Genomic DNA, 13,981 nt, shown 5'->3' with positions numbered 1-13,981 from the left:
TGCATGGGTCCCCACCTGTGGTGATTACTTAAAGTAGTCTCTCGGCACACAGAGTTGTCGGGAGGATGCATGAGCCCACGGACGGCGTCGACGCCCACGCGGCGCAGCGTGCTCCGCGCCGGCCTGGGCCTGCCGCTGCTGATGGACATCGGCCGCGACCGGGGGACGGGCGACCTGGCGGGTCCGGGTCGGCTGGCCTGGGACCCTCCGGGGGCCGTATGGCGGACCAAGGCGTACGACCACGACCTGCGGGCCGGCTCGCCGTTCTTCGCGACATACACCCGCCCCTATCCGCTGGACCTCGGACTCGCGCCCTTCGGATCTGTCGAAGGTCTGGTGCTCCAGGGCGGGACCGTGCGCTGCCGGATCGCCGGCCGCTACCAACCCCAGATGACGACCACCGCGTGGTATCTCCTGCCGCAGATCTGGTCCTATCGCCTCGACCGGGACCCCCGACGGCTCGACCGGATCCTGCGGACGATGAGCCATGCCGCCTCGCTGACCCTCGCCGACCATGTGACGGGCGCCACCTGGTGGGTGCACCGCGGCGACTACAAGGCCGGCGAGCTCGGGCTCGACCCCCGCGGCTGGGTGTCCGGCATGACCCAGGGGATGGCCCTGTCGGTGCTCGCCGCCCTCTGGGAGACCACCGGCGGGCAGGAGTGGCGGGCCTTGCTGGACAGCACATTTCGCAGCTATCGCCACACCCGCTCGGTCAGCTCGGCGGCGCTGACCTCCCCCTACTTCGTGGTGCACGCTCGCGCCGAGGACGGGTCCACGGACACCTACTTCGAGGAATATCCGTCACCCTTCCGCAGCCGCGTCGCCCACGTCGTCAACGGCTTCGTCTACTCGATCTGGGGCGTGCTCGACTACTACCGGGTGAGCCGCGACCCGGAGGCCCTGGTCCTGCTCGACCGCTCGCTGGCGACGCTGGAGGCGTCCTTCCGGCGCTATCGACAGCCGGGCGAGGCGTCCTGGTATGCCATGACCGACTGGGGTCACGAGGCCTGGGGGCAGCCCGAGTCCTACCACCGGGGCACGGCCTCGATCCTGCAGACCACCGGACGGTTCTGCGGCGATTCGGCGCTGATCGCCCAGGGACTGACACTCCTCCGGGACCACTCCGGGGTGCGACCGGCAGGGGGGCAGATCCCGGTCGAGCGACCCCCGGTGCCCCGGCGCACCCGACGCACGCAGCACGTGCCGGACCCCAACAGCCGGCCGGGCACCGAGCCCCCGCCCACGCCGACGCCACGGCCGACCTCTCGACCGGCGCCCGAGCGGCGGCCGACGCCCAAGCCGACCCCGCGGCCCGAACCCACGCCGCGCCCGACGCCCAAGCCGACCCCGCGGCCCGAGCCCAGGCCCGGACTGCGTCCGACCCCGAGCCCCACCCGGTCAAGCCCGCGACCCGAGTGATCGGCATACGGCCCCACTCGCACCACCCCGCGACCCCGCGCCGTCCTCGACCACCAGGGGCCAGGCCGGCCCCGTGGCACGTTCAAAGAGGGGCCGTGACGTACTCGACGGGGCCAGCCTGGCCCGGAACGCGCGGGGTGCGCGCACGGTGAGCGGGTGGCGGGGGGTTGGTAGCGGAGCGGGCGGGACGAGCGAGCGGGTCGGCTCAGGGGCGCAGGCGGGTCAGCGCCCGACGCCCTGCTGCGCCTTCGTCCGACGCTGCTCGCCGCGCTCCTTGCGGCCGGCCGCGCGGGCCTCCCGGCGGGCCCGCAGCCGCTCGCGCCGCTCCTCCAGGTGACCCATGACCGGGGTCGCCGCCATACCGTGCACCACGACCGACAGCAGGATCGCGAAGGTCGCGGTCGCCCACAGCGTCCGGTCGTCGTCCCAGGCGTGCTCGCTGGTCGCGAACCCGAGGTAGTAGATCGTGCCGATGCCACGCACGCCGAAGACCGCGGTCGTCCAGCGCTCGCGCGTGTCCAGGGTGCTGGTGCGCCACAGGGACAGCCAGCCGGCGAGCGGGCGGATCACGAAGACCAGCGCGGCGGCGACGACCACGCCCTGCCAGGTCAGGCCGGCGAGCTGACCGGAGGTCAGGGAGACCCCGAGCAGCATCAGGATGAGCAGGGTGAGGATGGCCTCCAGGTGCTCGATGGCCAGGTGCAGGCGTCCGTGGTACTCGTGGCCGCGCTCGGCCGCCCGGAGCGCCAGCGCGCACATGAAGACCGCGAGGAAGCCGTAGCCGTGGGCGAGCTCGGCCAGCCCGTAGGTCGTGCAGATCAGCGCGATGCCGAGCAGCGGCTCGCCGACGTCCGCGAGGCGCAGGCTGTCCCACTGGGCCCGGAACACGAGCTTGCCGAAGGCCCACCCGCAGGCCCAGCCGACGAGCGCGCCGACGACGATCTTGCCGACGAGCTCCCAGGCCAGCCAGTGCCAGACCCAGTCACCGACCGGTCCCTTGGTGGCCAGCAGGATCGCGAACCACACGAAGGGGAAGGCCAGCGCGTCGTTCAGCCCCGCCTCGGAGGTCAGCGCGAACCGCACCTCGTCGTCCTCGTCGTCGGGGTCGCCCTCCTGACCGCTGACGGACGGGCCGGCGACCTGCACGTCGGAGGCCAGGACCGGGTCGGTGGGCGCCAGGCAGGCCCCGAGGAGTATGGCGGCTGCGGGCGCGAGCCCCATCACCCACCACCCCAGCAGCGCCACGCCGGCGATGCACAGGGGCATGGCGATCAGCAGGAGCCGCCAGGTCTTGCCCCAGGTCCGCCAGGACCGCCACATCAGGGGCCGGTCGATGGCCAGCCCGACGCCCATGAGGGCGATCAGGACGGCCACCTCGGTGACGTGCGCGGCGAGCGTCTCGTGGAAGGCGGGTGCGGCGCGCAGGTCGTTGGGCACGAACCACCCGACGACCAGGCCGACGCCCATGACGACGATGGGCGCGGAGATGGCCCGCTCGTGGAGCAGGCGGGGCAGGAAGGCCCCGAGGAGCAGGCCGAGGCCGGCGACGAGGTAGACGACCGCGGGGCTCACGGGCGCCAGACCTGGGCGGGGCGGCCGACGGCTCCGGGGCTCACGGCGAACAGGCTTCCGGCCTGCGGGTCCTCGCCGGCGGGGAGGTTCTCCCGGGAGGTGGTGATGTAGAGCGTGCGCAGGTCGGGTCCGCCGAAGGTGCACGCGGTGACCTGGCGGGCGCCGACCTCGACGACCTGCTCGAGCGTGCCGGCCGGGGAGTAGCAGCGCACGGCCCCGTCGCCGTGCATGGCCGTCCACACGTTGCCCTCGGCGTCCACGGTGAGCCCGTCGGGGCTGCCGCCCTCGCAGTCGACGAAGGTGCGCCGGTCCGTCATACCGCCGTGCTCGTCCCGGTCGAAGCAGCTGATCGTGCCGGTGGCGGTGTCGTTGTGGTAGCCGGTGCGGCCGTCCGGGGACCAGTCGATCCCGTTGGAGACCGTGACGTGCGGCAGGACGACCTCGGCGCCCAGGTCGGTCGTGAACCGGTAGAGCGTCGCGGCGCCCTTGGCCTGGTCCTCGGCCATCGACCCGCACCAGAACCGCCCGTCGGGGTCGCAGCCGCCCTCGTTGAACCGCAGGCCCGGATCGGTGATCACGTCGGGGTGGGACCGCAGCTCGCCGAGGTCGTCACGCTCGGTGGTGACCAGGCCGTGCCTGCCTGCGATGATCGCGCCGCCGCCCGCGCGGGGGCGCAGGCAGGCGGCGATCGTGCCGACGTGGGTGCGGGTGACCTCGCCGTCGGTGTCCAGGGTGAGCACGTCGCCCGCGAGCATGTCGACCCACCGGATCACCCCCGACGGCCACCAGACCGGGCCTTCGCCGTGGTAGCAGAGGCTGTCGGTGATTCTCTCGGCACGCATGGTGCTGATCGTAGGGCGCTGCGCGGGCCTGCGGGGACTCCTACGCTGGCGGGATGCCGACCCTCACCGAGCAGTCCGCCGTCGCCCGCGCCGCCTCCCTCGCCGCCCGCCCGGGCCGGACGATCCTCGGGCTGGCCGGGGCACCCGCCGCGGGGAAGTCGACGCTGGCCGCCACGCTCGCCGCCGCGGTGCCCGGCGCGGTGGTCGTGGGCATGGACGGGTGGCACCTGGCCCACTCGGTGCTCGTCGCGCGGGGTGACGTGGCGGACAAGGGCGCGCCGTGGACCTTCGACGGGGACGGCTACCTCGCGCTGCTGCGCCGGGTGCGGGCGGCGGCGGGGCCGGTGTGGGCGCCGGAGTTCCGCCGCGAGCTCGAGGACGCCGTCGCCGGTGCCGTGCTCGTCGCGCCGGGCTGCCCGCTGGTCATCACCGAGGGCAACTACCTGCTGCTGGACGAGGAGCCGTGGCGGTCGGCGCGGGCCCTGTGCGACGAGGTCTGGCAGGTGAGCGTGCCGGAGCCGCTGCGGGTCGACCGGCTGGTGGCGCGCCACGTCGCGCACGGCCGCACGCCCGAGGCCGCGCGGGAGCGGGCGACCCACGGGATCGACGCGGCCAACGCCCGGCTGGTGCTGCGTATGGCGGCTCGCGCGGACGCCGTGGTCACCCTCTCCTGAGGCCGCGGGTGCCTCCCGAGCGGCTCGTCAGCAGTCGCCGAGGCGCAGGCTCTCCAGCACGGGGGTGGGGACCACGCCGCAGCCGACCTGGGCGGTGCCGAGGTCGGAGACCCGCCACCGGCCGCCGGTGCGGTGCAGGACGGCCGTCGCGTCGTCGGTCTGGCCGTGGGTGGCGTGGACCGTGGCCCGGGCCCAGCCGGAGCGGGTGACCTCGACCTGCTCCAGACGCCAGTCGGTGGCCTTCCAGCCGCGCAGGGCCGGGTCGGCCGCGACCGCCGCGTAGATCTGGGAGCGGTCCGACGTGGCGGCCGCGGTGGAGGTGGCCGGGGTGGCGATCGCGTGGCCGACGAGCCCGATGCCTCCCGCGGCCACGACGGCGACGACGGGAAGGACGACGGTGGAGCGACGGGTCATGGTGGTCCTCGGGTCACGGGCAGGTGGGGGTGATACCTGCCGTGCAGACCTCCGGGACCGCAGGAAGGTTGTCGGGCGGCGTGCGATGTCCTCCTTCCGGCGTACCGGAGTGGCCGAGACGATGGAATCGTCACCGCCCGCGACTGATTCGTGCACCGGCGTCGTCCCGGCACCCGGACGTCCGGTCCGGGGGGCGCCGGGGCCGCCCGCGCGGCTCAGGCGTCGCCGTGGGTCAGCAGGCGCTCGACGTACTTGGCGATGACGTCGACCTCGAGGTTGACCGGGTCGCCGACCTGCTTGTGCCCGAGCGTCGTCAGCTCCAGCGTCGTCGGGATCAGCGACACCGAGAACGTCTCGTCGGTCACCGCGCTCACCGTCAGGGAGACCCCGTCGACGGTGATCGAGCCCTTCTCCACGACATACCGGCGCAGCGCCGCGGGCAGGGAGCAGGTCACGACCTCCCAACGGTCGCCCGGCTCGCGCCGCAGGATCTCGGCGGTGCCGTCGACGTGCCCCTGGACCACGTGGCCGCCGAACCGGCCACCCGCCGCCATGGCCCGCTCCAGGTTGACCGGGGAGCCCACCTCCAGCGCGCCCAGGCTCGACCGGCGCAGCGTCTCGGCCATCACGTCCACGCGGAAGGTCTGCGCGTCGTGCTCCACGACGGTGAGGCAGACGCCGTTGACCGCGATGGACGCGCCGTGCCGGGCGTCGCTGACCACGAGCGGCCCCCGGACCGTGATGACGGCGCTCTGCGGCCCCCGCTCCACCGCGTCGATGGTGCCGAGCTCCTCGACGATGCCCGTGAACATGCTGCCTCCGTTGGGGATGGGTGGTGTCGCCCAACCTATCGCGGTCAGGGTCGCCGCAGGTCGTCACCCGTCGGTCAGGAGCCGGGCGCGGCGGCCGTCATGGTCAGCCGCACCCCCTGCGCCGCGACCAGGGCGGCGTCGAGCCGGGCGGTCAGCAGGGCGATGTCGTCGGTGGACAGGGCCCGCCACTCCACGGCGTCGCGCGGGCCCGGTGACAGCAGCCGGGTGCGCAGGGCGGCGGCCGTGCGCAGCCCTGCGTCCAGGCGATCCAGGTCGACGGGCCCGGAGCCGGCAGCCGTCACCCCCTCCAGCGCGGAGTCCAGGGCGGTGATCACCTGCCGGACCTGGCCGGGGACGGTGCAGCTCTCGGTGGGGTCGTAGAAGCCGAGGTTGCGGGACCGGGCATGGTCGGCCGCAGCACGCAGCGGCGCCGACTCGGCGGGGGGCACCCCCGGCGCCGGGGTGGCGACACCCGCCGCGACGAGCTCCACGTCGACGGGACTGCCGCCGGACGTCTCGATCGTGGCGCGGGTCAGGCCGGGGCGGGAGGGCCGACCGGGCAGCTCGTGGACGGTCACCGGGGAGCCCACCGGCAACAGCTCGGTCAGGGCCTCCCGGGCACGCTCGGCCAGGCAGCCGCTCCCGGCCGCGGTGCGATCGGCGGGGGTGTCGACGTGGGCGAGCTCGAGCCGCTCCCGCTGCCGCACCCCGCCGACCTCGATCTCGTCGGCGGACACCACCTGGAGCACGCGCAGGTGCTCGGAGGAGGCCGCCCGGGGCCCGGACCCGGCCCGCACCAGCAGGGCCACGGTGGCGGCCACCACCAGGACGGCGGCCACCAGGTCCAGCGCCCGGGGTCGTCGACGACCCGTGTCAGCCATGCGTGGGCGTCAGCGCTGGCGGACGGCCTCGAACGGCGCCCGGGAGGGCATCCGGTCGACGATCGCCTGGCGCACGACGGACTTGGCGGAGCGCGCCGCCTCCAGGGCGGTCGCCCCCTTGGCCAGCTCGGCGGTCACGGCGGCGGCGAGGGTGCAGCCGGCTCCGCTGACGGCGAGGTCACCCACCTTGGGCTCTCGCAGCACCTCCAGCGTGGTGCCGTCGTAGAACACGTCCACCGCGTCCGGTCCGGCGAGGCGGACCCCGCCCTTGGCGAGCACGGCCGCACCGGATCGCTCGTGGATGATGCGGGCCGCACGGGTCAGGTCGTCCTCGGACTCGATGGCGTCGAGCCCTGCCAGGGTCCTGGCCTCGAGGAGGTTGGGGGTCACGAAGGTCGCGAGGGGGAGCACCTGCTCCCTCAGCGCGGTGTCCGTGTCCAGGGCGGCTCCGGGCTCCTGACCCTTGCAGATCAGCACCGGGTCCAGGACCAGCCGCTCCGGCCGCAGCTCACGCAGCAGCCGGGCGACGGTCGCGATGGTGACCGGGGTGCCGAGCATGCCGACCTTGACGGCGTCCACGTCGTAGGCCGCGAGCTGCGCCTCCAGCTGGTCGGCGATGACCTGGGGCGGCAGGGGGACGAAGCGGTGTCCCCAGCCTGCCTGGGGGTCGAACGACACGATGCAGGTCAGCGCGGCCATCCCGAAGGTGCCGAGCGCCTGGAAGGTCTTGAGGTCCGTCTGCGCACCGGCGCCTCCGGTGGCCTCGGATCCTGCGATGGTCAGGGTGACCGGGACACGTCGGGCGGCGGTGACGTCAGGGGGGGCCATGGGCCCCATCCTCGCACCTCGCGCGCGGCCGGTGCCCGGGTGACCGCTCAGCCCGCCTGCTGGTCCGGCACGACGGCGAGTCCGCCGCGATCCACGTGCCCGGGGCGGGCGGTGCGGGTCGTCCGCCCGACGTCCGGTCCCCGGCCGGGGCGAGCGGCGGCGGTGCCGGTGAGCGGCTCGGGAGCGTTGTCCGGGTCCACCGCGAGCGCCACGAGCGCGGCCCGCAGCTCCCGGTCGAGGTCGTGCCAGCGCATCCCCTGCACGGCCCCCTCGAGGGCCTGGAGGGACATGGCGCACTCGAACAGCCCGCGGGCACGCATCTGTCGCCACACGGGGATGGACCCGCGGCTGCGAAGCGTCTCGGCGTCGGGCACCCCCACCTGACGCAGGGCGTCGGCGAGCTTGGGCCCGATGTTGGGCAGCGCGTCGACGCGTTGACTGGTCTTGGGGATCACGGGGGCACCTTCCAGGGCAAAGGGTTCTCAACAGTGCAAAGGCGACTGACCTGCGGCGATGGGCTGCGGGCGCCAGGGACCGTATCACCGGGCGTACCCGCGCGTAGGGCTGATTCCGCAGAACTGCCTCCTCCTGGGTCTGGTCGCACCGGGCCATAACGAGACGGACCGTGACACGTCCGAACCAGCCCTCGCGGCTCGAACGTGGCGGTGCCCGGCGCACCGGGCCCCGGTGGCCGCCGAGGCGCGGCTCCTCGCCTCGTTCCTGCCCTGCCGCTCCACCGTGGACCGCGCGCATGGAGGTCCCAGGTCGCCCCGAGTCGGGCACCGGACGCAGCTGATCGACCGCGCACGGAGCGTCAGCCCACCTGCCGCACCCCTCGCCGCGCCCTGGGCGCCGTGCTCACCGGCGGCACCGCGGCGTATGCCGAGGAGCCCCAGCCTCTCGTCGGCGGAGCCCACGTCACCCCGGTCCCCCCTCCGGCGTGGCGGGCGCCCTCCCGCTCGGACCGGGCGTGGGCGCCGGGCCGGGCCGGGAGCCGGCCCGCCGACCCTGGCGGTGCTGCGTCGCCGTACCGCCCCCTGACCTGCTCCGCCCTTCCCGAAGGGGCCCCACCACCTGGTGGACCCCTCGCCGCGCCCGGGACCCTTCATCCCCTGACGGTCCGTAGATAGCAGATCACGAGGGGTTTTACCTTTGCCTTCATGGCGGAAGGACCTGTTTCCGCCGGGCAAGATGTCCTTTTCTCCGACCTCCTCCCGCAAATTGCGTGACCGCTTGTGGACGCGGAGTAAATAACTTGCCCCGGGAGGGTTGCAGGCCGCTTCTGAGGCGCTTCGTCGCGACATCGCTCCAGGTCAGAAGCACCGATGCGGAGGAAGTGGATATCACGCAGAGTTATTAGTCATCGTCCTTGAGTATTTCCTGACCTCGATCCAGAGGATCTGTCGAGCATTCTTCGAAAGCTTCCCGAAACGCCACGTTGAATCCTGTCCAACGGGACGTCGCCTCGACGGTCATCCGGACCCGCGAGGCCGGGTCGGCGCGACGCACGACGAGGGGCACCCGCCCCCATCGAAAGGACAAGCACCATGACCCGCACCACGACCACCGGCCGTCTCGTCATCTCCGGCGCGTTCGCCCTCACCGCCGCCCTCGGCACCGCAGGCACCGCGTTCGCCGGCGGCCACTCCGCCCCGGCCCCCGCCGCCACCGCCACCGTCCAGGCCGGCGCCCACGGCGAGCAGACCGACGGCAGCGACCACGGCGCCGCGGGCAAGCCCGCCAAGGCCGACCCCAACCCCCACCAGGGCAAGGACTGCCAGCTGCACGGCAAGAACGGCGGTGTCGACGAGGACCACTGCGGCCCGACCAAGCCGACCACCGAGCCCACCAAGCCCACCACCGAGCCCACCAAGCCGACCGAGCCCACCAAGCCCACCACCGAGCCCACCAAGCCGACCAAGCCGACCACCGAGCCCTCGCCCGACTGCGGTCGCTGCCAGACCGTGACCCCGCCGGCCCCGGTCCTCGTGCCCGTCTGCGGCGCGGACAACGACAAGGTCGTCCTGCCCGAGACCGAGGGTGTCATCTGGCAGCGTGGCGAGTGGCACGACGGCACGCTCGTCGTCAAGGCGGTCTCCGCGGACTGGTACACCTTCCCGAACGGCGACGAGGTGACCTTCACGCTGACCGACGAGGGCGTGGCCTGCGACACCCCGACCGCCCCGGTCGAGGACTGCGACCGCACCTGCCCCACCCCCGGCACGACCACGCCGGCGACGACCAGGCCGGAGGTCCACAAGCCCGCCGTGACCACGCCGGTCCTCGCGAAGCCGGGCCGTCCCGCCGTGGTCGTGGCCCACCGCCCGGTCGGCGCGGCCGGCAGCACCGCCCCCGCCCAGGTCGTGACCCCCGCCCCGGCTCCCGCGACCGAGTCCGGCACCACCGCTGCCCCGGTCTTCGACTCCGGCGTCGACGGCGACGACCAGGGTCGCCCGGGTGCCCTCGGCGCGGGCCTCGCGGTCCTCGCCGCGGCCCTGATCGTGCCGGTCGTTCGCCGCCGCGTGCGCGGCTGACGACACCCGCGCCACATGACAGGCTGGGGGCGGCACGTTCCCGGCAGGGCGTCGAGGCCCTCGCCCCCGCTGCGGGGAGGGGGCCTCGACCGTGCCCAGGCCGATCGGACGCCGCGCGCGGACGACGGCACCGGGCGACCCCCCACCAGGGCGGCCACGAACAGCCTCTTTTCGGCATACCACCAGCGAGGAGCCAGGAACACCACGATGACCAGAGCCACCATCGCCGGCGGCGTCGCCGCCCTGACCCTCCTCGGAGGTTGCGGGACCGACGCGCAGGTCACCCACCACCGCACCGAGGCCGCGACGGCGCAGGTCGCGGGCCGCACGTCCTCGGCGGCCTCCTCCGGCGCGTCGCTGCCGTCCGCCACCGGCGCGACCCGCCCGGGCACGACCACCGCAGCGGCGTCGTCGACCGTCCCGCCCGCCGCCCCCCGGCCCGGCGCCGCCCCCGGCGACGACGGCAGCCGCCTGCTCGTGATCGCGGCCCTGGGGGTGCGGGCCCCGGTCACCGGCTGCGGCACCGAGGACGGGACCGTCACCCCGCCCGGCGACGTCGGCGCGGTGTGCCGGTGGACGGGCAGCCAGCCCTTCGACGCGCGCACCGGCACCACGGTCGTGGTCGGTCACTCCACGCGCAGCACGCGGTCGGTCGGTGCACTGGAGTACGTGCGCGAGCTGAAGGTCGGTGACACCGCCACCGTCGCCGGTCAGACCTGGCGGGTGGCCGAGGTCCTCCCCGGCGTCGACAAGCACCACCTGCCGGCGTGGATCGTGTCCCGCGCCGGTGCCCGCCAGCTCGCGCTGGTCACCTGCGAGACGACGAGCCGCACGCGCAACGACATCGCACGCCTGGTCCCGGCCTCCTGAGACCCCGCCCCGGCGGGCGGCGTCTGCCCGCCGGCGCCCTGCACCCGACGTGCGCACCTCGGCGAGGGCACCCTGGCGAGCGCGCCCTGGCGAGGTCTGCCAGGGCGCGCTCGCCGTACCTCCGTCAGCCCTGCGCCGGCTCGCTTCCCCAGCGGAGCGCCAGGGCGTCGGCCTAGCGTGGGGCCTTCGCCCTCGACCCGCCCGCCGAGAGGATCTCCATGGACGCCGATCCGACCGTCCCGCACCGCGAACCGCACCGCGAACCGCGCCGCGACGCCCGGGCCTCCCGGCCGGACGCGGTCCGCAGGACCGAGACGCTCCCCGTCGCCGGCCTGCTGGCCACCTGCGCGGCGCTGGCCGGCCTGTACGTCGGCGCCGTGCGCACCGAGCGTGGGCAGTGGTGGGACCACGTCGGGTGGTGGCTGCTGCACCGCCGGTCCGGGGTCGACGGTCACCACGTCGGGGCCGTCATGCGCACCGTGATCACCCCCGCTCACCTCGTGATCGCCCTCGCCGTGATCGCGGCGCTCGCCGTGCTGCAGCGCCGCCGGTGGGCGGCCGTCGTCGCGGTGGTGTGCGCGGCCGGCACCTTCGTCTCCGCCGAGGTGCTCAAGGCGGTGCTGGAACGCCCTGACCTGGGGATCCCCTGGGCGGTGGGCAACTCCTTCCCCAGCGGGCACACCGGGGCCGTCGGCGCGCTCCTGGTCGCCGCCGCGGTCGCGTTGACCGGGTGGTGGCGGGCCGTGACGGTCGCCATGGCGGGCGCGGCGACGGCGCTCACCGGCGTGGGTGTCGTGGTGGCGGGGTGGCACCGGCCCAGCGACCCGCTGGCGTCGGTGCTGCTGGCCCTCGCGTGGATCCTGGCCGGCCTCGTCGTCCTGGGGCGGGCACAGCGCCCGGTCCGTCACCCGAGGCAGGGTTGGTGACGGACCGGACGCTGCTCCTAGCACCCACGCCCGGTCAAGAGGGAGGGGGGACCGACCGGTCGGGGGACCCGAGAGCCACCGCCTGAGCAGGGCGGCGGACGCCGTCCAGATGGAGCGGTTCCGGACAGCCCCCATAGTCCAATCAGGTGATGAGAGCGTCAATACCGGCTCGGTGGCAGGCGTCACACGATGCGTGATCCATCCTGGTCAGACCGTTCGATATCCGCGAAATTGATTGTTGCACAGCAGGAATCACCGCCGGTCAGAGGCCTCTACGGCGGGTCTGCTGGGGAACGGCCGGCAGGACGACGGAGCAGGTCACCCCGCGGCGCGAAGCCGCTCGGCGAGCTGGGCGATGGCGGCCTCGGCGGCCGACGTGTCCCCCGCCCGGGCCTTGGTGACGGCCTCCACGTGCACCGGCGACTGCCCCTCGACGAGCCACGCCACGAGCACCACCGGCATCACCGAGGAGCGCTCCACCCACGAGTACCCCCACACGCGAGCGCCCTGCGCGTCGTCACGAGGCTCCGGAGCCTCGCCGCGGACGGCCCTGAGGCGGGCCAGGCTGTCGGCATACGGCCCCGGCATCTCCAGCAGCGACGACGCGGTGACGGTCGCGAGCCGCTTGGCGACGAAGGACCCGAGCCAGCCACCCTGCCGGGCGACCCCGCTCACGGACTGCTGCAACAACGACTCGGCGAAGGCCTCGGACAGGAACGGATTCACGGGTCTCAGCCTAGGACGGCAGACTGGGGGCATGGCCTCCAGCGCATACCCCCACATGATCTTCGCGACCGACAAGGCCGAGCTCGACCGCGACCGGCTCGTGGCGCTCCTCGGCGAGTGCTGCCCCGGCGGCGAGGCCGAGCAGTCCTCGCTCAAGGTGACGTGGACCCGCGAGGGCTATGCGTTCACCTTCTGGTTCGAGGACGCGGACCGGGTGGGTGAGATGTATGCCGACTACCTGCCCGAGGGGGCCCGCCGTCGGCCGCTGGTCAACGCCACCACCGTGATCGACATGAGCGGCGACGCCGACCCGGACGGGACGCACGAGGGCGTGGCGCGCGTGGTCGCCCGTCACCTGGCGCAGCAGGACGGCGTGAGCGTGTTCGCCGAGGAGCGCAAGCGTTTCGTCGCGATGGCGTACGGCGACGAGACTCCGGAGGAGCTCGCCGCGCTGACCGAGCCCGCCGCGGTCGCTGCTCCCGCCCCGGACGCGGCTCCGGCCGCGGACGTGGCGCCCGCCGAGGAGGCGGCGGACACCGGAGACGTGGTGTACATCGAGCCGCCCATCGCTCCGGAGCCCGCCGAGGTCACCCCGCCGGCCGCCGACGCGGCCGCACCGCAGCCTGTGGAGCCCACGCAGCACGCCGAGGAACCCGCTGCCCCGGAGACCGTGGCGCCCCGCACCGAGGGGGCCGCGCCGCAGCCCACGGCCGCCGGCCCGGCCCAGGTCGCGGAGCCTGCGGGCACCACCACCGAGGACTCGTTCGGGACGGAACCCGCCCTGTCCGGGGACCCGGAGCCCGGGGCCTTCGGCGCCGAGCCGGTGGAGTCCTCGCTCACCGACCAGGGGGACCTGACCCAGGTCGACGGACCCCAGGACGACGAGCCCCAGGACGACGAGCCCCAGGACGACGAGCTGCGGCCCGCGCCCGCCGGGGAGGGCCCGGTCCTGCCGCAGCCGCACGCCGTCGACGGCACCTGCACCCCGGGCACCCCGCCCGAGGCGGAGCCGACCCCCGCTCCGGCGGCGCCCGTCGACCGGGTGCCGGGGACCGTCGCTCCCGCCCCGATCCAGACGGACACCCCCACGGCGGACACCCCCACGGCGGAGGCCGACCGAGCCACCGAGTCCCCTGCCACGCAGCCCGAGCTGGTGGCGCCGCACCCGCCCGCCGAGGCCCAGCCGGCCACCGAGCTCCCGGGCGGCGCCCTGGACGAGCAGCGGGTGGCTGCCCGCCCCCAGGACGTCGAGCCTGCCGTCACGTCCGTCGGCGAGGGGGCCTTCGGAGCGGACCTGCCCCGGGAGCAGACGCCTCAGCACGCCCCCGAGCCCCTTCCGACCCCCGAGCCGCAGCCCGAGGCCACCCCCAAGCAGGAGAAGGGCTTCTTCAAGAAGCTCTTCGGCCGCCGCTGACCCGCGACCTCCGAGCGACACGGCCCCGCACCCGCACCGCACCGCACCGCACCGTGGTGGGGGGGC

General features: G+C 74.5%; 14 protein-coding genes. 6 read left to right on the top strand and 8 right to left on the bottom strand.

The annotated features are described in order from the left end of the window. Nucleotides 1–69: 69 nt before the first annotated feature. A complete protein-coding gene (locus tag ACK2IS_RS00715) occupies nucleotides 70–1,422 on the top strand; it encodes a D-glucuronyl C5-epimerase family protein (protein WP_409484253.1) in 1,353 nt (450 codons plus the stop codon). A gap of 222 nt (nucleotides 1,423–1,644) precedes the next feature. Here ACK2IS_RS00715 and ACK2IS_RS00710 read toward each other — a convergent pair whose 3' ends face one another. Beyond that, nucleotides 1,645–2,994 (bottom strand): cation:proton antiporter, encoded by a 1,350-nt coding sequence (locus ACK2IS_RS00710; RefSeq protein WP_409484252.1) that lies wholly within the window; start codon nucleotides 2,992–2,994, stop codon nucleotides 1,645–1,647. After that, nucleotides 2,991–3,836, bottom strand: coding sequence for an SMP-30/gluconolactonase/LRE family protein (locus tag ACK2IS_RS00705; protein WP_409484251.1), 846 nt, complete (start codon nucleotides 3,834–3,836; stop codon nucleotides 2,991–2,993). Before ACK2IS_RS00705 ends, ACK2IS_RS00710 begins: the two co-directional genes overlap by 4 nt. Before the next feature lie 53 nt (nucleotides 3,837–3,889). Here ACK2IS_RS00705 and ACK2IS_RS00700 point away from each other — a divergent pair, with 53 nt between their 5' ends. Then, nucleotides 3,890–4,510 carry a nucleoside/nucleotide kinase family protein gene (locus tag ACK2IS_RS00700; RefSeq protein ID WP_409484250.1) on the top strand — a complete coding sequence of 207 codons (621 nt, stop codon included), beginning with the start codon at nucleotides 3,890–3,892 and terminating at the stop codon, nucleotides 4,508–4,510. A 27-nt stretch (nucleotides 4,511–4,537) separates the two neighbouring features. On the opposite strand, the gene ACK2IS_RS00695 is transcribed toward ACK2IS_RS00700, so the two are convergent. The 5 genes from ACK2IS_RS00695 to ACK2IS_RS00675 all read right to left on the bottom strand — a co-directional run bounded on the left by ACK2IS_RS00695 (nucleotide 4,538) and on the right by ACK2IS_RS00675 (nucleotide 7,900). Then, nucleotides 4,538–4,924, bottom strand: a complete 387-nt coding sequence (locus ACK2IS_RS00695) for a hypothetical protein (protein WP_409484249.1) — start codon at nucleotides 4,922–4,924, stop codon at nucleotides 4,538–4,540. Between the two features lie 215 nt (nucleotides 4,925–5,139). Then, complete coding sequence (locus tag ACK2IS_RS00690; protein WP_409484248.1) at nucleotides 5,140–5,736, bottom strand: riboflavin synthase; 597 nt, start codon at nucleotides 5,734–5,736, stop codon at nucleotides 5,140–5,142. A 74-nt stretch (nucleotides 5,737–5,810) separates the two neighbouring features. Then, the gene (locus ACK2IS_RS00685; protein WP_409484247.1) at nucleotides 5,811–6,617 is read right to left on the bottom strand and encodes a hypothetical protein; all 807 of its coding nucleotides are present in this window, start codon (nucleotides 6,615–6,617) and stop codon (nucleotides 5,811–5,813) included. 9 nt (nucleotides 6,618–6,626) lie between these two features. Continuing rightward, nucleotides 6,627–7,445, bottom strand: coding sequence for a hydroxymethylpyrimidine/phosphomethylpyrimidine kinase (locus ACK2IS_RS00680; RefSeq protein ID WP_409484246.1), 819 nt, complete (start codon nucleotides 7,443–7,445; stop codon nucleotides 6,627–6,629). Nucleotides 7,446–7,492: 47 nt separating this feature from the next. Further along, nucleotides 7,493–7,900: a TfoX/Sxy family DNA transformation protein gene (locus tag ACK2IS_RS00675; protein ID WP_409484245.1), complete on the bottom strand. Its 408-nt coding sequence runs from the start codon at nucleotides 7,898–7,900 to the stop codon at nucleotides 7,493–7,495. Nucleotides 7,901–8,992: 1,092 nt separating this feature from the next. Between ACK2IS_RS00675 and ACK2IS_RS00670 the strand changes: the two genes are divergently transcribed. The 3 genes from ACK2IS_RS00670 (at nucleotide 8,993) to ACK2IS_RS00660 (ending at nucleotide 11,775) form a co-directional block, all read left to right on the top strand. Further along, nucleotides 8,993–9,979 (top strand): hypothetical protein, encoded by a 987-nt coding sequence (locus ACK2IS_RS00670; RefSeq protein WP_409484244.1) that lies wholly within the window; start codon nucleotides 8,993–8,995, stop codon nucleotides 9,977–9,979. Nucleotides 9,980–10,186: 207 nt separating this feature from the next. Then, entirely contained in the window at nucleotides 10,187–10,849 is a 663-nt protein-coding gene (locus ACK2IS_RS00665; protein WP_409484243.1) for a class F sortase, read from the top strand. A 218-nt stretch (nucleotides 10,850–11,067) separates the two neighbouring features. After that, nucleotides 11,068–11,775, top strand: coding sequence for a phosphatase PAP2 family protein (locus ACK2IS_RS00660; protein WP_409484242.1), 708 nt, complete (start codon nucleotides 11,068–11,070; stop codon nucleotides 11,773–11,775). 318 nt (nucleotides 11,776–12,093) lie between these two features. Here the strand turns inward: ACK2IS_RS00660 and ACK2IS_RS00655 are convergent, their stop codons facing one another. After that, nucleotides 12,094–12,501, bottom strand: a complete 408-nt coding sequence (locus tag ACK2IS_RS00655; RefSeq protein WP_409484241.1) for a hypothetical protein — start codon at nucleotides 12,499–12,501, stop codon at nucleotides 12,094–12,096. A 31-nt stretch (nucleotides 12,502–12,532) separates the two neighbouring features. On the opposite strand from ACK2IS_RS00655, the gene ACK2IS_RS00650 reads away from it, so the two are divergent. After that, the gene (locus ACK2IS_RS00650) at nucleotides 12,533–13,915 is read left to right on the top strand and encodes a hypothetical protein (RefSeq protein ID WP_409484240.1); all 1,383 of its coding nucleotides are present in this window, start codon (nucleotides 12,533–12,535) and stop codon (nucleotides 13,913–13,915) included. Nucleotides 13,916–13,981: the final 66 nt, after the last annotated feature.

It is taken from the genome of Arsenicicoccus dermatophilus, assembly GCF_046267915.1.
GTDB lineage: Bacteria > Actinomycetota > Actinomycetes > Actinomycetales > Dermatophilaceae > Arsenicicoccus > Arsenicicoccus dermatophilus_A.
The sequence above is the reverse complement of the archived record's forward strand: the minus strand, read 5'-3'. Positions and strand labels throughout refer to the sequence as shown.